The sequence below is a fragment of the Archangium violaceum genome (assembly GCF_016859125.1).
Taxonomy (GTDB): domain Bacteria; phylum Myxococcota; class Myxococcia; order Myxococcales; family Myxococcaceae; genus Archangium; species Archangium violaceum_A.
The window spans coordinates 6105796-6126419 of sequence record NZ_CP069338.1 but is presented as its reverse complement, the minus strand read 5'-3'; the positions used below and the strand labels follow the sequence as shown (position 1 = coordinate 6126419).

Below are 20624 nucleotides of genomic sequence, written 5' to 3'. Positions count from 1 at the left end.
CCCGATGCCGCTCCAAACCAAAGAGGGCATGTACCCATGCACGAAGTGGATGGATGCGACGCGCTGCGTCTCCCCTTCCCGCTCGTGAGGGGCGCACGCGCTCGCCGTAAAGGCGCGCTGCGTCAACGTTCAGTCCCGTGCGTCACCCGGAGGCATGGCGGGCGTCCGGATGAATGCCAGATAGACTGCGCACAGGCTCCTTCCATGCCCGGGACGCATCAATGTTCGAGTTCAGCCAACTCCGTTGCTTCGTGGCCGTCGCCGAGGAACTGCACTTCGGGCGTGCGGCCACACGGCTCAGCATGACCCAGCCGCCGCTGAGCCGGCAGGTACAGTTGCTGGAGCACAACCTGCGGACGCAGCTCTTCGAGCGTACGAGCCGCACCGTCAAGCTGACCCCCGCGGGCCGCTCATTCCTCCCGGAAGCACGCCGGCTGCTGAACCTGGCCGAGAGCGCCGCGTTCAGCGCGCGGCGTGTGGCGAGCGGTGACGCAGGCACGCTCACCCTGGGCTTCACCGCGGCCTCGGGCTACAGCTACCTGCCGAGCCTCATCTCCTCCATGCGCTCGCGCCTGCCCGGCGTGGATCTGGTCCTCAAGGAATTGGTGACGGCCGCGCAGGTGGAGGCCTTGATGTCGAAGCAGCTCGACGTGGGCCTGGTGCGCGTGCCGGTGAACCACCGCGACTTCGTGTCGCGCTGCGTGCTGCGCGAGCCCCTCATCGCCGCGATTCCTCGCACGCATCCGCTCGCCTCGCAGCCGTTCGCGACCCTGAGGGACTTCGAACACCAGCCCTTCATCATGTACTCGCCCTATGAGGCGCAATACCTCCACAACCTCGTCCTGTCTCTGTTTGGCAGGGCGGGCGTGGCCCCCCGGTACGTGCAGAACATGAGTCAGATCCACTCCATCCTCGCGCTGGTGCGCGCGGAGATGGGCATGGCGCTCGTCCCGGAGGCCGCGGCGGCCCTCAACTTCGATGGGGTCGTCTTCAAGGCCGTGGAGATGGAGCCGGCGCGGCCCGTCGAGCTCTTCCTCGCGTGGAGCCGCGCCAACGACAACCCCGTGCTCGGCGCCTTCCTCGAGACGGTGTTCGCCGCGTCGGGTGCGGAGCCGGAGGCCCGGAGCGGGACCGCCGGCGCGACACGGTCCGCCCCGCGCGCCGTCTGATGCGTGAGCGCCCTGCCCGAACGGGTGGTGAGAAACCGACAACATCCGAAGCATGCCCTCCAGCACGGGCACTCCGTGCGAGAGCAGGCAGACCAAACGTCGGGTTCCCCACCCTGCCGCGTCACAACCTCTGATTCGAGGTGCGAGGGGGCTCCGGATTCAGCAGGTGGAGCCCATCTCCTCCTCGCGCATGCTGCTGGCCCTCTTCCTGATCGCCGCCAACCCCGCCCCCCATGAAGCCGGGGCGCCTTCGTCGGCGACTCCCGGGCCCGAGCCTGTCGCGGAGTTGACGGTCCCCCCCACCCCCGGGTTGGTGCGCACCGGATGGAGCGGTCAGGCGGTCCAGACGGCGTTCGAGGGCACCATCGCCACGCAGGCCCCCGTGCGCCTGCGCCCCATCCTCATCACCACGCTGCTGGCCTCGCTCGGCCTCGCGCCGCTCGCCCTCGGCTCCGGTGAGGGCACCGAGTTGCCGCGCCCGCTGGCCATCGTCACCATCTCGGGGTTGTGCATGGGCACGCTGCGCACGCTCTTCGTCGTGCCCTGCCTCTACGTCAGCCCGCACGCGCTCGTCGCGTGGCGGCCCGGACAGGGGCACCGTGAAGAGGAAGGCCCCTCCCGACATGAACCAGGAGGGGCCTCGTGACGGATTCAACCCGCGACTCCTCCCCCACTCCCCCCTCGAGCGGACCGCGCGAGGCCGAGCGAGCCGCCCCTGTGACAGCGCCTCGCGGCCGAACGGTGTGGCTCGGGCTGACCGCGGCATTCGTGGGTATCTGGGCCGCGGTGCACTACCTCTGGCCCTTCGTCTTCACGCTGCTGGTGGGCGGGGCGAGCTACTACCTGCTCGCGCCGCTGGTGCAGGGGCTCACCCGGCTGAGGCTGCCCCGGGCCCTGGCGGTGCTCTGCGTCTACGCCGCGTACATAGGCCTGGTGGTCCTGGCCTTCATCCGCCTGCTGCCCCGCGTCTACACGGAGCTCGTCTCCTTCGCGGGCGACCTGCCCGCCTACCTCGACGCCCTGGACGCCTGGCTGACCGAGCACCACATGAGGGGCGACGAGGCCGACCCGCGCCTGAGATACGCCACGCAGTCGATAATGGAGCAACTGGACTCCGTGGCGCTCGAAGCGATGAACCGCATGGCCCATGCATTGGGCTCCCTGGTCAGCTCGCTCTTCTCCGTGCTGCTGGGGTTGGTGGCGGGCTTCTACCTGCTGTTGGGAGGACCGGGGCTCGCCGAGGGCCTGGCCGGGTGGATCCCTCCCGCGCACCGGGCCCTCTGGATCCGGCTGGGGCGCAAGATCAGCGTGCTGCTGGCGCGCTACCTGCGCGCCCGCCTGGTGGCCTCGCTCTTCGTGGGCGTGAGCTACGGGGTGGCCTTCCATCTGCTGGGGCTCGACCGGGCGGAGCAACTCGGCACCCTCGGTGGGGTGCTCAACCTCATCCCCGTGCTCGGCCCGTTGCTGGCAGCGGTGCCCGCCCTGTTCCTGGCCCTGCTGGAGGGGTGGGGCACGGTGTTCGGCGTGCTGATTGTCATGCTCGTCGCCCAGCAGGTGGAGAGCATGGTGATTGGACCGCTGCTGGAGGGTCGGTTCCTACGCCTGCACCCGGCCGTGGTGGTGCTGGTGGTGGCGGCCGGAGCGGCGGTGGCCGGGATGGCGGGAATGCTGATCGCGGCGCCCTTGAGCGCGGTGGTACGCACCGCGCTGGACATCTTCTACCGGCGCTGGGACGAGGCGGCGCCCCCGCCAGGGCGTTAGCCCCGGAGGCGCTGCTGACCCGCGGCGACTCAGCGCGCGGGCGCCGGTGGGGACATGGGGAGGATCTCCACCTCGCGTGCGATGAGCGCTTCATCGTCCCGCACGATGAACGAGGCCCGCACCTCGGTCCCCTCTGTGTACATCCCCAGGCTCACCGGCTGCTGGTTCTGGGTGACCTGGGTGCGCTCATCGATGCCGAGTGAGTAGGTACGCCCCTGCTCGTCCCGCAGGCTGAATCCATCCGGCTCCGTCGAGACGATGCGCCCCTGGACCGCGCCGGCTCCGCCCAGGGTGGCCACCGAGGCTCCCGTCTCCTGCTGGAAGTACTCGGCGACAGCGCGCTGCTCGCGCTGCCATTCCTGCTCGGCTTGCGTGATGCGCCGCTGCTGCTCCGCCAGCGCCGTGGCCAGCTCCTGCTCCATCTCCGCCTTGCGCTCGGCCGCGCGCCGCTGGAGCTCCGCCATCTCCGCCTGGGCGTCGCGCCGCGTCTCCTCCAACGACTGCCTGGCCTCTTGCAGACGCTGCTCCGGAGAGCGCTCCCGCTGACAAGCGGAGACCATCAGCACCGTGATGAGGCCTCCCAGCACTCTGCATCCCATGGTCATACACGCCTCCTCGAGCTGGCCGTGAATCCCTCGTTCAGGTTTGAACCTAGGTCCCCCCAACCGTCCCGGGGATTGAGAGTGAGGCAGGGAGGGCCTGGCCCGCTGCCTACCTCGCGAGGCAGTTATCGCAGTGAGTCGACACGGCCCGCACCGGAAGGAAGAGCAGCATGCATCTTCCGTGAAGGAGACAAAGCCTCCTGGTGCAGCCCCTGATGAATCCAAAGGAGATACCCATGCGCTTCAAGAGCTGGAATGCAGGAGTCCTGGTATTCGCGATGGCGGCGGCTTCTCCCGCGCTCGCCCAGGTGAACGTCGAGACGGACCAGGACCGGGCTGTCGTCGAGGTGGAGCGGATGCCTGTGCAGGTGGGGGTGAACTTCGGCGTGAACAACTTCACGGGAGCCGCTGGTGACCTGACCGGGACGGGGGCGCTCCTGGGCGTGAACGCGAGCGTCCAGCCGTGGAGACTGATAGGGGTGGAACTCGGCTATGAGGGCTCTCGCAACCCGGTGGATGGGACGCAGGGTGGCCTGTGGCGACACAACGTAGGTGCACTCGCCAAGGTAGGGCCGACGCTGGGGCAGAACCAGAACATCCACCCCTTCGTCGGAGCGGGCGTGGGCCTGAGCTATATCAACCCGAGCGGGGATGCGGAGGACAGCTTCCGCACCGACTACGTCAGCGAGGTGCCCCTGGCGCTCGGGGTCGAGACGCAGCTTGGCCCGGTGAACGCAGGCGTGCGTGCCACCTATCGCATCCTCGGCGCCGACAACTTCACCCCCGACCCGGACGCCAACTCGAACCTCTTCAACGCCAGCCTGATGCTCGGCGGACGCTTCTGAATCCCAGGCAGCCGCGCGGGCCAGGAGCGCGTCGGGCGCCACCTGTTCCAGCACGGCTGGAGTCCTGGCGGGGGTACTCGCGGCGCAGCGCCTCCAAGGGCAGCCCGCCCTTGCGCGCGGCGACGAGCAGGTGCCCCCGGCAGGGTCTCCCAGCCGTCCTACATCTCCGAGGGCGTGCAGAAGGTCTGTCCGCCGTTCTCATGGTCGTGCCGGCACGAGTGCAGCTCCTTCGAGACGGGCAGCTCGTAGATGTACTGCAGCACGTCTCCGCCGGCTGACACCGCTACATCGCTCGCCTGCGACTTGCCGGGCTCGATGAACATGGTGCTGTACTTCACCTGCCCCGTCTTCGACACCTGGATGGCCGTCGCCGGCTCGGGCGGAGGCGCCACCACCGAGCGCGTCTGGTAGCGCGCGTAGCCGGTGTTCTTGTCGAGGAAGGCCGCCGCGCAGTTGGGGGCGCCGGAGATGTAGTCGCCCTGGAAGAGGCGGGCCCGGTTGCTGGACGTGCCCGAGCAGGGCCCGCCGCTGGTGACGGTCGACGGGTACATGGAGTTCCAGAGGGAGCAGCTGGCCAGCACCGCCGCGCCACTGGCCGTCTTGTGCTCCAGTCCCTCGTACTCGTAGAACCAGCCGGCGTCCTCCGGGCCCGACACCAGCCGGGTGTCGCATTTCATTCCGCTCGCGCACGTACAGACGCCCTGGGCATCGCACTGCACGTTCGTCACGTTGACCAGGTCTCCCGTGCCCGACGTATTGCCGGTATCCGTCAGCCGCCGCGCATCGAAGTCCCTGGCCACGTTGGCCGACCCCCCGCCCATGTCCTCGTCGAACGTGCGCTCCGGCATGTTCGCGGGACCACCATAGACCCAGACGCCGTAGAAGCGGTTCTTGCCGAGCGTGCTCGAGGTGCTGGACGCATTCACGTCCAGGTCGTTCATGTTCAGCGGGTTGCCCATGTCGACCGACAGGCGGCAGTCGAAGGTGGAGCCCGACAAGTCCTGACCGCACAACACCTGGGGACGGGAGAAGTCGTAGCTGAGCGTTCCGGTGCCACTGGGCGAGGGGCAGGTGAGGGCGTTGCGGGACTCGAACTCGGCCTTGAGGAACGCGTTGACTGACGAGCCGCAGTAGTTGGTGGGCACCGGGCCGCTGAAGGAGGTGTGGCGGCCGAGCTTGTAGGCGCGGTCCGTCCACTCGTTGCTCAGCCGCTGGTAGTCCGTGCCGCGCGTCGTCTTGTAGACCACCTGCGTCTGGGTGCACCCCAGCTTGGAGCACGTCTGCGGATTGTCGAAGCGGCAGGTGCCCGCGTTCTTGTCGAGCAGCGAGTAGCGGTTGCCCGTGCCCACGTAGGCGCGCAAGGCCTTGTTGCCCGGCTGCACCGCCAGCGAGGACAGGTAGTAGTAGGGCGAGCGGGAGCGGATGCTGTTGGTGTTGCCCACGGCCGCGCCATCCCGGTCCATCGAGAAGGAGCGTGCACCACTCCAATTCTTGACGAGCTTGGTGATGTTGTCGATCACTCCCGGCTGGTAGAAGCGCAGTGTCCAGAGTTGGCCGCCCAGGTCTCCCACCACCCCGGTGTCGAAGAAACCGTCGAAGCCCGCCTTGCCGTTGGCGCCATAGTCCACCAGGGCCACCGGGGCCACGAAGCCGTACGTCATGGCCTTGCGCGGATCATCCGGATGGGTGGGGGTGCCATTGGGACCGGGGTCCACGAACTCCCACTTCCACAGCAGGTTGTCGCGGCGGCCGTTCACCGTGCCGTTCCACACGTCCACCATGTAGATGCCGCGTCCCTTCTCATTGCCGGGAGACCAGCCACCCGACAGCATCGCCACCCAGCGCTCCACGCTCCTGGGCCCGTCCGGACCATGGCGCTCCTGCCCCTTGTCGGACTGCAGCAGCACGGGGCCGATCGGCGGCGGCTTGGGGCTGAGGCTCAGCAGCGTCTTGCCGAAGCGCTGCGCCTCGTCCGAGCACGGCTGCGGAAACATCCAGCGGAACGAGGGTGCCTGCGCATCGAGCGTCGCCGAGCCGTTCGACAGCCACTTCAGCTCCAGGGCGAAGTAGTGGATGCCGCCGCGCCCCTCGGACACCACGGCCATGGTGCGGTACTCATCCCATTCCTTCTGACCGTTCCCATTCGAGTCCGCCCAGATGTCGCGGACCATGATGTCGCCATCGACGAGATAGCTGTGGCCCTGCAGCAGCTCCTGCAACCGCGGGAGCGCGTCCGGCGGGATGAAGGCCCACCGCTCCTGACCGACATCATCCTCCTCGCCCGTGTATTCGTAGTCACACGTCCGGGCGTCCTTCAGCATGCCCTTTCCATCACTGAAGGCGTGCAGCATGCCGTCGTTGGCGCCCACCAGGATGAGGCGCTCGCGCTGGCGGTTGAGGAACTGGTAGTACTCGTAGGCGTCACGGGGCTTGGACTCCGAGGTACCGGTCTCGCACGTGGCGGGCAGCTCGTTGGGTGGAGTGACCATGGGGGTAGCCCCCTGCCGGGTCTGGTCATTGGGGACGGCGTACAGCGTGCGCACGCACTGGTTGCCGACGCCGAGGTCGCACACGAACTTGTCCGCCGGAGGGTCCACCATCACCGGCGACGAGTGGAAGATGTCACCCAGCAGGGACGGCCGGGTGTCGAGGCGGTTGCCGTTCACGTTCTCGTCGAGGATGTCCTGCCCGCGCACGTACTGCATGACGAGCGCCGCGCACAGCAGATCATAATCCTGCTGGGTCGTGGGGGTGGCCGGCAGCCCCACCACGGAGGACAGGCCCGTCGAGGACACCGCTCGCGAGAGGTCCGCCTGCAGGGGCATCTGCATCCGGGTCAGGAGGAGGCCCGGCTTGTAGGTGATTCCAGTCCCGGTGGGGCACAGCGGCGCCCCGCTCACCGCCAGGTACTGACGTAGCTGGCCCAGGTTGGCGAGGTTGAAGGGGATGAGCGCGTCGTTGTGGTTCAGCAATCCATCCTTGTTGCTGTCCGTGACCGTCAGGATGTTCCGGCCCGAGTGCGTGGTCTCGTATAGCTTGGAGCTCGCCTCCCAGTAGGCGGTGGCGGTGGCGCCGAGGAGGGGCGTGCCATCGGGGTTCTGGCCCACCACCTTGCGGTAGGTGCTCGAGCCGTCCTCCGCGATGACGCTCCCCTCCTTGTCGACGAGCAGCACGTCCGAACGGTCGCCGTCGCCGTTCTTGTCCTGGTCCTCGACGAACTCGTTGAACAGCCGGTAGCGGAACAGCTTGCCCGTCCAGGCATCGTTCTTGGAGGGCAGCATGCGCGGGACGATCGCCGTCAGCGCCTCGCTCTGGGTCTGCAGCGTGCTGATGGCCGACACGGAGAAGGACGTGTTGCGCGCGTTGATGTCGTCCACGATGGACAGGATGGCGCGCTTGAGCTCGCTGGTGCTGCGGGCCGGGAAGAACTTGCCGCCGCCCACCTGGGCCGTCGTGCGCAGCAGCGCGCTGCTGGCCGCGCTCTCGGAGAAGCCAATGGTATACGTGGCCACGCGCTGCTGACCCGCCATGTCGAAGCGCAGGTCGTTCTCCCACAGGAACCTGGCCACCTTGTGCAGGTTGCTCGTCTTCGAGGGGTTGGGGAAGCAGCCGTCGCAGGCCACCGGGTCGCTGGTGATGGCGGAGGGCAGCGGAGTAACCACGTCGCCCTCTTCCTGGAAGTTACCGTCCGTCAGCAGGATGATGGCGTTGAAGCCACACTCGAAGCACACCGCGTCCGTGATGTTGAAGTTGGTGCTCGTCGGGTGGGCGCCCAGGTAGGTGGTGAAGGGCGTGGGGGCCGTCTTGGATTGGAAGTAGTAGCCCGCCGCGTAGAGCGCATCCGCCAGCGGAGAGGCACAGCCGCCCCAGCCCAGACCGTTGCTGTTGTTGGCGTTGACGTTGGTCAGGTCGTTGAGCAGCGAGTTGCGGTTGTTCTCCACCGCGCTGCTGTCCAGCGGGTAGGACTTGGCGCAACTGGGCCCCGAGGCCTGCTCGATACACAGACACTGGTTGCCGTTGCTCTGCTTCTTGCCCCAGCACGTCCTGGCGGCCTTGGTCTGGAAGCCGATGACTCCGAGGCGCACCTCGCGCAGGTCGCGCACCACGTCCGCCAGCACCTTGACGGCACCCGAGTCGCGCGGCGCGTAGAAGTTCAGGAAGTTGCCCTTCACCCGGCGATTGTCGCTGTCGTGGATGTAGTAGCCCTGGTTGTCCAGGCACGCCAGACAGGTGGTCAGGTCGGCCGCGCCGATTCCATTGAGGGACGAGCACGCGGTGGACACGCTCGTCCAGGTGCTCGCGGCCGGCGAGCCACCGAAGAGGACGCCGTACCCTCCCGCGGGCGCGTCGTAGTACTTCGCATTGTCGAACCAGTTGCTGGACTGACTGCTGACGCCCGTCCACAGGCGGTCATACTGGGTGTTCTTGTCGTAGCCCAGGCTGTTGATGAACGGGTCCGAGCAGCCCCGCGTGCTGGACCAGGCCGTGGGCCAGGCGTGCATCGACGTGGCGGTGTCCACGACGAAGAGGATGTTGGGAGGACCGCCGGACCGCGAGAAGAACTTCTCGTCGCTGCCCTTGAGCGGGTTCATCAGGGCATCCAACCGCGACGTGGTCGGCAGACAGCAGGCCGCCTGATCGATCGCGACCGCGGTGTCCGCCCGGAGCGCGACGGCTCCCACAAGCAACATGACAAGATGGAGCGACAGCTTGCGGAACATGGTGCCTCGCCTCACAAACCGTAACGGAAGAGGAACTCGACCTCGGATTCGCGGCCCGAGCCCTCCTGACACTTCACCACCACGCGGTAGTACTGGCCGCCCAGGAAGCCGCCACCCGCCGGAGCGATGTTGACGATGTCGCGCACCTGGCGGTCCGAGGCTCCCATCTGCTCCGGGTTCACCACCACCACCGTGGGCTGCGCACCCACCGAGCCGTAGTGCCCCGTCACCATCGACGTGCGCGCCTGGGGATCCGGATCATCGATGAGCTGGGTGTCCAGCAGCTGGAAGATGGAGGACGAGCCGTACAGCTTCAGGCGCGCCAGCAGGTGCCTGCGCGCCACATCCGCGCAGGTACTGACGCCCTCGCCCCGCAGCCTCTCGGTCGAGGCCTCGCGGTTGAAGCGGGTGAACTGGATGGCCCCCACCACCAGAACCAGCAGCACCGCGTTGGCGATGAGCGTCAGCAGCAGGGCGTTACCGCGGGGAAAACTCGGTCTCGGCGTCATATTTCTTGAACACCACTGTAATCCCATATTCCAAGAAAAGTCCAACCCACATCCTCCTACCTAAAGAGGGGTCCACCTCCCCGCCGCTTTCATCAGCCGCGGGTTCGGGGTCATCCAAGGTCGGCGCCGAGATACGGCCGAAGCCGAAACCCCGGTTGATGTCTGGATTGAAGACGAGCGCATCGAACATGGCGCCGTCGAGGACGGACGGCCCACATGATGAAGTTGGAATTCCAGATGGCTCGCGCGACCGCTTTTGGAATGGGATTGCGCTCGTCTCGAGCGCTCAGACCATTCGAGGAATGAGGTGGCACGGGCACGCCCTGTCTGGAAGTAAACGAACCCGACAAACATCACGGGTGACGCAACGCACCGCGTTCAGGCGATGCCGCAATGCGCTGCATGAATGATGCGGCGCGTTGCCGGAATTATCTGAATTCAGCGTCTTGACCAACAGTACAGAACCCATTCACCCTGGCACGATTCGTTGCACCCAACCCCGAGGAACCTCCCATGCGTCGAAAGCAGGTGGTGAGCAACTCCGCCCCACGATGTTAGCGCTCACATCCCCAATCGCCGACCTGTGCCGAGGGAACGCGCGGAGGCGCTCGGCGCTCCCATGTTAGCGCTCACACCTCCAGCCGTTGCCAGGCCCAGGCGTCTTCTTCCGTTGTCGAACGTCAACGAAAGGTAGGAACCCAATGGTTTTGTCATCCGTCACGAGGCTACTCACGCCCGCATCCGAAGGAATCGTTGGCAGGATTCGTGCCCCGCTGCTCCTGCTCTGCCTGGCACTCGTTGCCCTTCCCGCCTCGAGAGCCCATGCCACGGGGGAGCTCACGTTCCTCAACCCGCTGCTGGAGAATGGAGCGGACCCCTGGTTGCAGTACCACAACGGCAACTACTATCTGGCCACCACGACGTGGAACTCCCAGGTGGTGATGCGCAAGGCACCAACGCTCGCGGGCCTGCGCACCGCGGCCCCCGTCAACGTGTGGTCGGACACGACCGCGGACCGGTGTTGTAGTCACTGGGCACCCGAGTTCCACCGACTCACCGGGCCCAACGGCACCCGCTGGTACTACATGTACAGCTCGGGCCGCAGTGGCACCCTCGACTACCAACATCTCACCGTGCTGGAGAGCGCTGGCGATGACCCGATGGGCCCCTACTCGCTCAAGGGATCGCCGATGGAGACGACCTGGAACATCGACGGCTCCTACCTGCAGCTCAACGGGAATCTCTACCTGCTCTGGTCGGAATGGGATGGCCCGGATCAAAGCCTGTGGATCGCGCGGATGACCAATCCCTGGACGATCACCGGCCCCAAGGTGAACATCTCCAAGCCGAGCTACAGCTGGGAAATCGAGGGCGGCAGGGTCAACGAAGGTCCGGAGGTTTTGCAGCGCAATGGACAGACGTTCATCGTGTTCTCGGCCAGTTCCTGCAACACCCCGTACTACAAGCTGGGCCTGTTGACCCTCACCGGGAGGGATCCGCTCAGCGCCTCGTCCTGGACCAAGTCCCCCACCCCTGTGTTCCAGGCGGCCAACGGCGTCTACGGTCCGGGCCACAATGGATTCTTCACCTCCCCCGATGGCAAGGAGAACTGGATCGTCTACCACGGCAACGCGAGCTCCAGCCAAGGCTGCGGCTCGACACGGTCCACCCGGGCCCAGCCGTTCTCCTGGAACTCCGATGGCACGCCCCGCTTCGGCGCCCCCGTGTCGACCAGCACCGCGCTGGCCGTTCCATCGGGGGAACACGGGCCGATCACCACCGCGGTTCGCGGAGCGGCGTACCAGTTGGTCAACCGCAACAGCGGCCTGTGCACGGGAGTGACCGGCAGTTCCGGCTCGGACGGGGCCGACGTGGCACAGCACGCCTGCGGCCCGACCTCCACCGAATGGGTGCTCGACCCCACCGCGGACGGCTACTACCGGCTGGTCAACCGCTCCAGCAACAAGGTGCTGGATGTGGCGGATTGTGGCACCGGCGACGGCGCCAACGTGCGCCAGTGGGCCTGGTTGAACAACGCCTGCCAGCAATGGCAGGTCATCCCCACCACGGAGGGCTGGTTCCGGCTGCAGAACCGCCACAGCGGCAAGGTGCTCGACGCCGCCAACTGCGCCACCGCCAGCGGCACCGACATCCGTCAATGGAGCTGGCAGGGCAACAACTGCCAACAGTGGCGGCTGCAGCCGGTGGGCAACCTGGCGATCGTCAGCGCGCAGAGCGGCAAGGTGCTCGACGTCGCCAACTGCGCCACCGCCAACGGCGCCGACGTGCGTCAATGGCCCTGGCTCAACACCGCCTGCCAGAAGTGGACCTTCAAGCACACCGACAACGGCTTCTATCGGGTCGTGCCGACCCATGCCACCAACAGCTGCCTCGCGGTCAGCAGCGGCTCCACCGCGGACGGCGCCAACATCGACCAGGGCGCATGCTCGAGCACCCACAGTCAATGGCGCGTTGATTTCCTCGCCGATGGCTCGGTGCGGTTGGTCGCGCGGCACAGCGGCAAGGTCGTCGACCTGGCCAACTGTGGCCTCGCCGACGGCACCGACATCGCCCAGTGGAGCTGGTTGGACAACACCTGCCAACGCTTCCACCTGATGCCGGAGTAGCAGCGGCAGGGGGCGGGGCGATTCCAGCCCCGCCGCCACCCGTGCAAGCGATGCCCGCCAGGGTCCACACCCCGCACCTCACGCCGGCTGCAGGAAGCGTCCGTCAACGAGATGCTCGATGACCTCGCGCGCCGAGTGCGGATCGAGCTTCAACGTCGCCCCCAGCTGCGCCACCGCGCTGGCGACCGTCGTCGGCTGCTCGAAGGCGGCCAGGGTGGTCAGGAGGATCCTCCCGTCCTCGCCCTGATCCAGCGTCGGGTCGGTGAACCTTCGCGGGCTGAGCGAAGGTGCACAGGCCAGGCCCGTTCCGTTCACCGACCGGACGACGGTCACCTGCTCCTGCGCCACCTTCGCGGGGACTCGATGAGCTCCCAACCAATCACCGAGCTTGAACCGAAGCGTCGAGGGGGCGGTGTTCTTCAGTCGCGTGCGTCCGTTGATCGCGATCCTCTGCTTCTTCTCTTCGTGCGTCCTCGCGAGGGCATCCACGTGCTCCGACGTGCGCTGCACCGCCCGCTCGAGCGCCGCGTCGCGGAAGCGCAGCATCGGCACCGACACATCACCGGGCTCGCGCTGCTCGAAGTACTCGAGGAACTCCGTGAACGTTCGCGCTTCGCTCACCATGTCGAACCGCGTGGGGTGCTCGGTGGCGAGCGCCCCGGGCTGCGCTTCGAGCCGCTGGTAGCCCACCAGGCAGTCGAGGGCGATCACCCGCTCCACCAGGCGCACCTCCTCCTCGAGCGTGGCGGCGCTGGCGAAGGGCAGGCCCGCGATTCCAGAGACCTCGACGTCCAGGTTCTTGTAACGGCGGCAGCCGTCGATGATCTCCAGGAGTTGCTGGTCCGAGGCACACGGCTTGAGCAGGCCACGACGCATCTGCTCGTGCCGCTGCTGTTCCGAGAAGCAGCCGATGTCGAGCACCATGTGGACGTGCTCGAAGGTCTGGGCCAGGGCATCGATGAGCTCCATCCGGGCCACTCCCCACAGGAAATACATACAGGAGTGGCGTGAGAGATCGACCCCCGCCCAGGTGCCTTGCAGGAACGCCGCCGAGCTTCCCGCGAAGTCGTAGCGGAACTGCCACGTCCGGTGGGCGATCTCCTGGTGGTCGCGGCGCACACTCTCCTCGGAGCGCAGAAATGGCTTCGCGCGTCCGAATGCCGCCTTCTGGTTGCCGCGGGCCCCACCGCAATAGAGGCAGTTCTCACCGCACCCCTTGCCGGGCGCGACCCACCCCGAGAAGGCGTGGCGATCCTGGTGGCTCAGGAAGATGTCATTGAAGTGCGAGTAGTAGACGTCCTCGCTGTTCGTGGCGCCTTGCACGTACTCGAGTGGCAACCGCCTCGGGGAGCCGTCCGGCCCCTTGGTGACACAGTTGGGTGGGGACGGTTCTCCCTGGCAGAGCGCCAGCAGCGGCCGCTCGCCGTCGCCCAGGACGATATGATCGATACAGTCGAACGCGTGCAGCTCCCGCCACCAGTACGAGGCGGTGTTGCCACCCACGACGATCCGGATGTCGGGGTCGATCTCACGCAACGTCCGAGCCAGGAGCAGCGCGCGGTGGACGTGGTGGAACCATTTGAGGCTGATGCCGACGAGCCGGGGGCGCACGCGGGCCACCAGCGCTTCGAGCGAGCGCGCCACCTCGTCCTCGGTTTCGTCCCCGTCGTAGAGCCGGACGAAGGCCTCGATCCCACCGCGCCGCAGGTAGCCCGCGAGATAGAGAATCCCACAGGTGGCCTCGCCGGTTCCGGCGCCGAGCAGCAGGACTGGAGAGAGGACGCGACGGCCATGCATGAGACGAAACCCACCCTTCCGAACAGGGTGAGTATAGCGGCATCCTTCCGGTACCCTCACTCCGTCCCTCGCCCCCCGGCCAGGCACTCCGAGCGAGGGCATCCCCTCGTTGCCCGGAGTGCTGGGGCTCAGGAGCGCGCCGTCACTGGCCGAACGCCTTCGCGAAGAAGTTCTCGAGCCGCGACTTCTCGGGCTGCACCGTGCCCGCGGGCGAGGCCACGGCGGAAGCGCCGGCGAGGCTGGGGCGCAGGCCCGCCGCGATGCCGGGCTCGACGTGGTGGCGCAGGTCGAGGGCGGCGTCGGTCTTGATGTGGGTGCCCACGCCCATCGCGGCGTTGACGTCCGCGGAGTGCTTGAGGAAGCCGTTCTCCAGACCGAGCTTCCCGCCCGCCTGGGCGGCCACGCCCGCCACCGCGCCCGCGGTGACCGAGCCGTGCAGCCGGCCCAGGTGCCCGCCCGCCGTGCCATACGCACCCGCCGTGGCGGCCGCGCCCACCTGGCCCGAGAGCATCGCCGTGGCGGTCCTCGGATCCAGGGAGGCCACTCCCTCGGCGTAGGCGGTGGCCGAGGCCTTGCCCTCGCCCTTGAGGTACCCACCCACGTGCCGGTTGAAGTCGTGGCTCACGCTCGCCCCGACGCCCACGCCCGTCTCCGCCTTGCCCGTCAGCGCGGCCGTGTACGCGTGGTTCTTCGTATCCGCCGAGACGCCCGCCTGGGCTTGCGCCTTGAAGGCGTTGGCCTCGGCGGTGAGTTGGGTGCTGCTCACGCCCAGACGGCCCGCGTGAACCTTCTGCAGCTCGTAGGAGGCGTGTGGCCCGTTGAGCTCGGCCTGGGCCGAGTAATGGTGCAAGCCACCGCCGTTGTAGCTCGCGGTGGAGGCCTGCATCGAGCCCAGGCCGCCGCTCACCCTGCCCCCGAAGGTATCCTTCTGGAAGGAGGTGCCCGGCTTGTCGATGAGCATGTTCTGCTTCGCGGCCGGGGGAAGCGTGAGCTTGTTGTCGCCGCCGCCCACCATCAGATCCGAGGCCTGGCCCGTGGTCTTCTCCCAGGGGCTGTACGTGGCGGGACCCTCGGGCAGGCCCGGGTGCTTCACGGGCTTGGGCTCCGTGGCGATCGGTGCGCGCACGGCGGGCCTGGGCGTGGCGGGCGTCGAGGAGGGCAGCGTGGCCGGCAGCGTGGAGGCGCGGGTCGGAGGCTTGGGCTGGGACGCCGTGGGCGCGGAGAAGGTCGCGGAGCGGTGGGGCTGCGTAGGGCGGATGCGGGGCATGGGCGGCTCCTCGGTAGGTGCGGTGGTGACTGGTGCGGAAGAGTGATGCCCTGTCCTTCTGCACCCGACATGCCACGCCCATGTCGCCCCCCCGTGCCCAGAGGGCCTCTCTGATTTCAGGGGTTTAAGAAAAGGGGGCTCGAAGCAGGAGCCGAAGGGGTGGTGAGTGCACTCACCAGTCCGAAGACAACTGTCACCACCCCAAGCCCGATGCGCCCCGCCTCGTGTTCGAGCAAGGACTTCCTCGAGCGTTTGCGTGAGACGGAGTCCTTCGACGAACAGCAGGGCTCACCCATCTTCGAGCTTAGAAGAGCACGATGAGCAGCGGCCACAGGTAGTTGATGAGGTTGGCCTCCACGGGCGGCGGCGTCTTCAGGGCCAGGAAGTAGAGGAAGTGGTAGCCGAACAGCCCGCCCACGCCCGTCAGCCACACCGCGGCCGGCTGGCGCAGGTGGCGCCCGATGTCCTCTCGCCGCACCAGCCACTTGCCGAGCGTCAGCAGGGAGGCGAAGGCGAAGGAGATGGCCACGGTCAGAGCAGGATGGCCACCGCGCCGATGGCCGTGGCGCGAGTCGTGGAGTGCGAGGAGGCAGGGGCCATGCTCCCTTCGTAGGCCGACTCAGCGCGGGCAACAAGGACCGGCCCCGCCGTGCCGAGAGTTCTCCCATCTCGTGATGCGCCACCGTCTCCTCTGGCCCCAAGAATTGCCTGTTGACCTCAACCGAACTCGAGGTTGCAGCATGGTCGCCGAGTCGATGTACGGCAACCGCCTGAACCCCGAGAGGCTCACCATGATCACCACCCCTGGCCTTGTCTCCCATCCACTGACAGACATCACCCGTCCCGATGCGGGCCATATCCTTATCAGCGAGTGGATGACGGACAGCCCCGAGCAGCAGCGCGCCGCCATGGACGCGACCCTCGACGCCTGGGAGCAGCACCCACTGCCCATGGAGTTCCTCTCCCGCCTGTGCTTCGCGGGCACCGACGGGCACACCATCCTCAACTACGCCCAGTGGACCCGCCCCGAGGCCCATCTCGCATTCGCCCAGGACCCCAGGAACCAGGCCACGTTGGCTCAGCGCATCACCGCCGCCGTCGGTGAGGTGGGCAAGCCCAGCAGTTACCGGCTCTACCGCAGCATGCTCCCGGCCGGACGAAGCGGGCAGGTGCCCGGCTGCATCGTCGGCGTCTCCTTCGATACCGACGGAGAGGACACGGCGCGGAGGTTCATCGACACCCTGGTCGATCACTTCTCGGGCATCCAGCCCACCGTTCCCGGCGGCGGCATTGCCTCTCACTTCCACATCCGAAGCGATGGGAGGCGGGTGTTCAACTTCAGCGAGTGGACCACCGCGGAGGCACACCAAAGAACCGTCGAGACGCAGCTGCAGGCGGGCGGCGAGGTGGCCAACCTCATCGCCTCCATCCCAGGACTGCGCCCGCTCGGCTTCAAGCGCTACCTGCCCTACCGTGGCCTGGTGCGCCCCCTCCCCTGATGTGCTCTTGGTGAGTGTAGTACCGCTCGGTCCATCACCCGATGCACATGCCCACCTCCTATACTCACCCGGAACACAAGAGCCTGGAATACAGGAACCGGAGGAAGCGCATCATGTTGGCGGAATCGCTCAAGGGAAAATCGGTCATCGTCACCGGCGCAAGCAAGGGCATTGGCAAGGGAATCGCCCGGGTCTTCGCGCGGCACGGCGCCAAGGTGCTGGTGGTCGCGCGCGATCTCCAGGCGGCCGAGACGACGGCGCGGGAATTCGTCGCGGACGGTGGCACCGCTAGCGGCTTTTCCGCTGACGTGACCCGGTTGGAGGACATGGAGAAGATGGCCCAGGCAGCGGCCGAGCGTCATGGCGGAATCGACGTGCTGTGCGCCAATGCCGGCATCTTTCCGCAGGTGAAGATGGAGGAGATGTCGCCGGAAACCTGGGACGAGGTGATGGCGACCAACCTCAAGGGCACCTTCCTCTCGGTGAAGGCCTGCATCCCCTATCTGAAGAAATCCGACCAGGGGCGCATCGTCATCACCTCTTCCATCACCGGCCCGGTGACCGGCTTTCCCGGCTGGACCCATTACGGCGCCACCAAGGCCGGGCAACTGGGCTTCATGCGCACCGCGTGCATGGAGCTCGCGAAATACCGCATCACGGTCAATGCCGTGCTGCCCGGCAACATCGTGACCGAGGGCCTCGAGAAGCTGGGCCCGGAGTACATGAAGGGCATGGCGGCGGCGGTGCCGCTCGGCACGCTGGGCGAGGTCGAGGATATCGGCCATGCCGCCCTGTTCTTCGCCAGCCGCGAGGCCGGCTACATCTCCGGCCAGACGCTCATCGTGGATGGCGGTCAGGTCCTCCCTGAATCGCCGGACGCGCTGAGGCAGATGTAAGGGCATCCAGGGCCGCGCGGCGCTGCTCCCGCGCGGCTCGGGTCCCGTGGACTCCACCCCTATCGAGCCAGGATTGATCCAAAGTCCGTAGGAGAGGTTTTGAAGAGGCGGAGAGCAAGTCCAGACATTCACAGGCAAAGAGGGAGCATCCCTCCGGACGGCGCCTGAAAGAGGGGCGCCGTGGAAGGACAGGAGTGAAGGTACACAGGCCGAACAGCCAGGGGAGAAGAGGCGCGGGAAGGCCGGAGCGGGAGCAGCTGGCGGGCGCTCAGGCAAGTGTGGCCAGACTCTCGGGCAGCACGGCCAGACCCAACAGGCCCTGGTAGAGCACCTCCATGGTGCGTGCGAAGCTTTGGGGCCGTTTGTCGCGAGTCGGCAGGTGCGTGCGCACCAGGGCCAGCAGGTTGTAGGCCAGCAAACGCAGCCAGCTGAGTACCAGGGGTGCATTGCCTCGCAGGCTGGGCGAGGCGCTGTCCTCCTCCAGCACCACGTCCGCTGTCCAGTTGGGCCCGTTCTCAATCCCCCAGTGCCGGCGTACCAACGTCAGCATCCGCTCCGGGGACAGTTGCCCTGTGGGAATGGAGGTGAGGAACAGCCGCGTCTCCACCTTCGGCAGCTCGCCGTCTCTGGTTCGCGTCTGCCTCACCCATACCCATTGCTGGGCGCCGGGAAAGTCCTCCTCTGGCGGCTTGTCCACCACCCTCAACTCCCTCTCCACCCACTCCCCGCTCGTCCGCTCGCGCGTGCGCACCTTCACTGGCGCCACCGCCAGCGCCACCCACGCCTTGTCATGTAGCCGGTGGAAGTTCTCCTTGAGCGCCATCAGGTAGTGCTTGCCCGCCTCCCTCACCACCCGCGCATTGGCCGCGCTCGTCATTCCCGCGTCCACTGTCACGTACTCGAAATGCCGCCCGAACTTCTCCACCACCCGTTTGAACAACTCCGGGAACGCCGTCGCCTCTCCCTGCTTGCCTTCCAGCAACTTCTGGTCGAGCACCGGCTGGGCCGCGCTGCTGGTGAGACTGGCGCGCAGCGCGTACGGGTACCAGTACTCCCGCCCCTGCTCATCCTTCGTCGTGTGGCTCGGCTCGCACGGCGGCTGCCCCGGCGTGCTCTCCCCGCCTTCCCGTCAATGCTGACGACGCCCCGGGCGAAGAGCTCATGGCGTATCAGCCCCACTTCCAGGCCTCGGTGCACCATCTGGTGCACCTCCTGCTCCAACCCCTCTGGCTCCAACTTCCCCAGCAGCCTATCCAACGTCGTGTCGGACACCGGCCGCTTCAGCCCCTCGGGCGCCGTGCCTTCGCGCAGCATGTCCTCCCCCAGCGCCTCGGCATGCCTCAACACCCGCCGCCCCACCGCAATCGCCTGCACCAGCAGCATCAACATCGCCGCCAGCGGGTGCCTCTGTCCCCGGCGGGCCCGGGGGTCCTTTACCTCCTTGAATGTCAGCCCCAGGCTCGCCATCATCCTCTGCACGCGGGAGGGGGTTTCCTGCTCGTCCTTCTTCCCCTTCCCGTTTCCCGCTTGGGGTGTGGAGGGCCCGCCAGCCCTCCCGCCCCGGTTTTTCTTCCCACTCATCCTTCTCCTCCCCGGACCTGTCCGGCCCGTCTCCGGCTCTGTGCTGGCGCTCCCCCTCGCGATCAGCCCGCGGCTGCTCGCCTCCGGTGGGCGCCTGTAGGCGGGACTATACTTCAGCCGTAGGCCCGGGTGGGATGACCTCTCCCGTGGGACTTTGAATCAAGCCTGCCCTATCGAGCGGGGAACTCGAAACGAGGGACTCGCACGAGAACAAGGCTCGGCGTAGACGGGTACCCCGACCGCTCTTCAAGTCTTTCCGTGGACCCGGCTCTTGCCCACGGGATGGGCTTGCCCGGTTACGTGGACAGCCGGTTCATAAGGGAGGGGCGACTTTGAATCAGTCCTGGCGCACTCCACCTGGTTGTATACGGTGTTGAGGACGTCGAGGTCTTCAAAGGTGACGCTCCATTGCCGGGCGTGCAAATGTGACTCGTGTGAGTTCACTTCCTTGTTGCGGAAATCCTTCACGCTGGTGGAGAAGGAGAATTTGCAGGCCGAGATCTGATCGATCCGCTCCGGGTGCTCGGTGTTGCGGTGGATGGCGACAAATGTGTCGCTCCTGTTCCAGTCGAAGTCGGACGAGGAGCTATCTTCCAGGGATTGGAGCGTGTCATCGTACCAGGCCGTGATCTGCTCGCCGTCGATGGAGCCTTGCTTGCCCTTGCTGACGAACGTCGCGAGAAAGAGGGCACCGTCGATGAGGGAGCGCAGGATGGAGCCCACTTCGGAGGCCCTGAAGTCCCGGCTCATCTCATAGTAGTCGACGGCATGGAGTCCGTGCCTGGTGACGAGGTCATGGTTCGTGATGATGACCAGGAGCTTGTGAATCAGATTCTGGTCATCCGACACGGTATACTCATACCGTCGGGCGGTCTGCGCGGTCCTGGCCAGAATGTGTTTGTTGGCGGAGCCCTTGCTCCCACGGGAGAGCTGCGCCTTGAATTGACTGATGTAGCCCGCCATCTTTTCGGGGGTGTTCTCCGAGCAGTTGAGACCCAGGCTCGCGAGCTTTTGAGAGAGGCGCTGGGAATCGACGGCTGTCGATCGTGCGGCTGCGAGGATGCGCAGAGGGAAGGATTCGGAGTCATCAAAGCTCATGGTCTATCCTTCAAGGATGGCTGTCGTGGAGCAGGGAGAGGCCGGAGATCCAGTCTCCGGGATAGGCCTTGCGCTGGTCCGGCCGGCGTGACCGCCGCCGAACTCGCCGAGCTTCTGCCCGGGAAGGGTTGGTGTTCATCAAGTGATGAACGGATCGGGTCGTGTCCACCGGATAGCAAGGCGGGTGCCGGTCAACGTCACAGGGAGGCCCGGCACGCGCCAGGGGGTTTTGACGCGTCAAGGGCGCATGCT

16 protein-coding genes and 1 pseudogene are annotated in these 20624 nt (G+C 66.8%); 7 read left to right on the top strand and 10 right to left on the bottom strand.

Translation table 11 applies throughout. The annotated features are described in order from the left end of the window. Positions 1-221 precede the first annotated feature (221 nt). The 3 genes from JQX13_RS26260 to JQX13_RS26250 all read left to right on the top strand — a co-directional run bounded on the left by JQX13_RS26260 (position 222) and on the right by JQX13_RS26250 (position 2930). Complete coding sequence (locus JQX13_RS26260; RefSeq protein WP_239015182.1) at positions 222-1169, top strand: LysR substrate-binding domain-containing protein; 948 nt, start codon at positions 222-224, stop codon at positions 1167-1169. 166 nt (positions 1170-1335) lie between these two features. After that, positions 1336-1815 carry an efflux RND transporter permease subunit gene (locus JQX13_RS26255; protein WP_203411643.1) on the top strand — a complete coding sequence of 160 codons (480 nt, stop codon included), beginning with the start codon at positions 1336-1338 and terminating at the stop codon, positions 1813-1815. After that, positions 1812-2930, top strand: coding sequence for an AI-2E family transporter (locus JQX13_RS26250; protein WP_203411642.1), 1119 nt, complete (start codon positions 1812-1814; stop codon positions 2928-2930). Before JQX13_RS26255 ends, JQX13_RS26250 begins: the two co-directional genes overlap by 4 nt. 29 nt (positions 2931-2959) lie before the next feature. Here JQX13_RS26250 and JQX13_RS26245 read toward each other — a convergent pair whose 3' ends face one another. After that, the gene (locus tag JQX13_RS26245; RefSeq protein WP_203411641.1) at positions 2960-3535 is read right to left on the bottom strand and encodes a hypothetical protein; all 576 of its coding nucleotides are present in this window, start codon (positions 3533-3535) and stop codon (positions 2960-2962) included. Positions 3536-3768: 233 nt separating this feature from the next. Here JQX13_RS26245 and JQX13_RS26240 point away from each other — a divergent pair, with 233 nt between their 5' ends. Beyond that, positions 3769-4377, top strand: a complete 609-nt coding sequence (locus JQX13_RS26240) for an outer membrane beta-barrel protein (RefSeq protein ID WP_203411640.1) — start codon at positions 3769-3771, stop codon at positions 4375-4377. A gap of 158 nt (positions 4378-4535) precedes the next feature. Here the strand turns inward: JQX13_RS26240 and JQX13_RS26235 are convergent, their stop codons facing one another. From JQX13_RS26235 to JQX13_RS26225, 3 genes are read right to left on the bottom strand one after another with little or no spacing between them, the layout of a single operon-like run. Next, a complete protein-coding gene (locus JQX13_RS26235; RefSeq protein ID WP_203411639.1) occupies positions 4536-9098 on the bottom strand; it encodes a pilus assembly protein PilY in 4563 nt (1520 codons plus the stop codon). Positions 9099-9109: 11 nt separating this feature from the next. After that, positions 9110-9607: a hypothetical protein gene (locus tag JQX13_RS26230; RefSeq protein WP_203411638.1), complete on the bottom strand. Its 498-nt coding sequence runs from the start codon at positions 9605-9607 to the stop codon at positions 9110-9112. Further along, positions 9576-9797: a hypothetical protein gene (locus JQX13_RS26225; protein ID WP_203411637.1), complete on the bottom strand. Its 222-nt coding sequence runs from the start codon at positions 9795-9797 to the stop codon at positions 9576-9578. Before JQX13_RS26225 ends, JQX13_RS26230 begins: the two co-directional genes overlap by 32 nt. 511 nt (positions 9798-10308) lie before the next feature. Between JQX13_RS26225 and JQX13_RS26220 the strand changes: the two genes are divergently transcribed. Next, entirely contained in the window at positions 10309-12234 is a 1926-nt protein-coding gene (locus JQX13_RS26220; RefSeq protein ID WP_203411636.1) for an RICIN domain-containing protein, read from the top strand. A gap of 78 nt (positions 12235-12312) precedes the next feature. Here the strand turns inward: JQX13_RS26220 and JQX13_RS26215 are convergent, their stop codons facing one another. The 3 genes from JQX13_RS26215 to JQX13_RS26205 all read right to left on the bottom strand — a co-directional run bounded on the left by JQX13_RS26215 (position 12313) and on the right by JQX13_RS26205 (position 15827). Then, on the bottom strand, positions 12313-14031 hold the full coding sequence (locus JQX13_RS26215) for a B12-binding domain-containing radical SAM protein (RefSeq protein WP_203411635.1): 1719 nt from the start codon (positions 14029-14031) through the stop codon (positions 12313-12315). Between the two features lie 142 nt (positions 14032-14173). After that, entirely contained in the window at positions 14174-15298 is a 1125-nt protein-coding gene (locus tag JQX13_RS26210) for a hypothetical protein (RefSeq protein WP_203411634.1), read from the bottom strand. A gap of 304 nt (positions 15299-15602) precedes the next feature. After that, positions 15603-15827 (bottom strand): EamA family transporter, encoded by a 225-nt coding sequence (locus JQX13_RS26205; protein ID WP_239015180.1) that lies wholly within the window; start codon positions 15825-15827, stop codon positions 15603-15605. 211 nt (positions 15828-16038) lie between these two features. Here JQX13_RS26205 and JQX13_RS26200 point away from each other — a divergent pair, with 211 nt between their 5' ends. Beyond that, positions 16039-16797: a hypothetical protein gene (locus JQX13_RS26200; protein WP_203411633.1), complete on the top strand. Its 759-nt coding sequence runs from the start codon at positions 16039-16041 to the stop codon at positions 16795-16797. Between the two features lie 113 nt (positions 16798-16910). Then, a complete protein-coding gene (gene fabG / locus JQX13_RS26195; protein WP_203411632.1) occupies positions 16911-17693 on the top strand; it encodes a 3-oxoacyl-ACP reductase FabG in 783 nt (260 codons plus the stop codon). Positions 17694-17961: 268 nt separating this feature from the next. Here fabG and JQX13_RS26190 read toward each other — a convergent pair whose 3' ends face one another. The 3 genes and pseudogenes from JQX13_RS26190 to JQX13_RS26180 all read right to left on the bottom strand — a co-directional run bounded on the left by JQX13_RS26190 (position 17962) and on the right by JQX13_RS26180 (position 20372). After that, on the bottom strand, positions 17962-18726 hold the full coding sequence (locus JQX13_RS26190; protein ID WP_239015279.1) for an ISAs1 family transposase: 765 nt from the start codon (positions 18724-18726) through the stop codon (positions 17962-17964). Between the two features lie 233 nt (positions 18727-18959). Beyond that, a pseudogene (locus JQX13_RS56500) lies at positions 18960-19082 on the bottom strand (hypothetical protein); the annotation flags it as partial. 438 nt (positions 19083-19520) lie between these two features. Next, positions 19521-20372, bottom strand: coding sequence for a hypothetical protein (locus JQX13_RS26180; RefSeq protein ID WP_203411631.1), 852 nt, complete (start codon positions 20370-20372; stop codon positions 19521-19523). Positions 20373-20624 lie beyond the last annotated feature (252 nt).

Bases quoted from the DNA above. Each gene is read 5' to 3' on its own strand.
- JQX13_RS26230 (WP_203411638.1), bottom strand. From the start codon at position 9,607: ATGACGCCGAGACCGAGTTTTCCCCGCGGTAACGCCCTGCTGCTGACG.
- JQX13_RS26180 (WP_203411631.1), bottom strand. From the start codon at position 20,372: ATGAGCTTTGATGACTCCGAATCCTTCCCTCTGCGCATCCTCGCAGCC.
- JQX13_RS26200 (WP_203411633.1), top strand. From the start codon at position 16,039: ATGGTCGCCGAGTCGATGTACGGCAACCGCCTGAACCCCGAGAGGCTC.
- fabG (WP_203411632.1), top strand. From the start codon at position 16,911: ATGTTGGCGGAATCGCTCAAGGGAAAATCGGTCATCGTCACCGGCGCA.
- JQX13_RS26225 (WP_203411637.1), bottom strand. From the start codon at position 9,797: ATGTTCGATGCGCTCGTCTTCAATCCAGACATCAACCGGGGTTTCGGC.
- JQX13_RS26215 (WP_203411635.1), bottom strand. From the start codon at position 14,031: ATGCATGGCCGTCGCGTCCTCTCTCCAGTCCTGCTGCTCGGCGCCGGA.
- JQX13_RS26245 (WP_203411641.1), bottom strand. From the start codon at position 3,535: ATGACCATGGGATGCAGAGTGCTGGGAGGCCTCATCACGGTGCTGATG.
- JQX13_RS26220 (WP_203411636.1), top strand. From the start codon at position 10,309: ATGGTTTTGTCATCCGTCACGAGGCTACTCACGCCCGCATCCGAAGGA.
- JQX13_RS26240 (WP_203411640.1), top strand. From the start codon at position 3,769: ATGCGCTTCAAGAGCTGGAATGCAGGAGTCCTGGTATTCGCGATGGCG.
- JQX13_RS26235 (WP_203411639.1), bottom strand. From the start codon at position 9,098: ATGTTCCGCAAGCTGTCGCTCCATCTTGTCATGTTGCTTGTGGGAGCC.
- JQX13_RS26260 (WP_239015182.1), top strand. From the start codon at position 222: ATGTTCGAGTTCAGCCAACTCCGTTGCTTCGTGGCCGTCGCCGAGGAA.
- JQX13_RS26210 (WP_203411634.1), bottom strand. From the start codon at position 15,298: ATGCCCCGCATCCGCCCTACGCAGCCCCACCGCTCCGCGACCTTCTCC.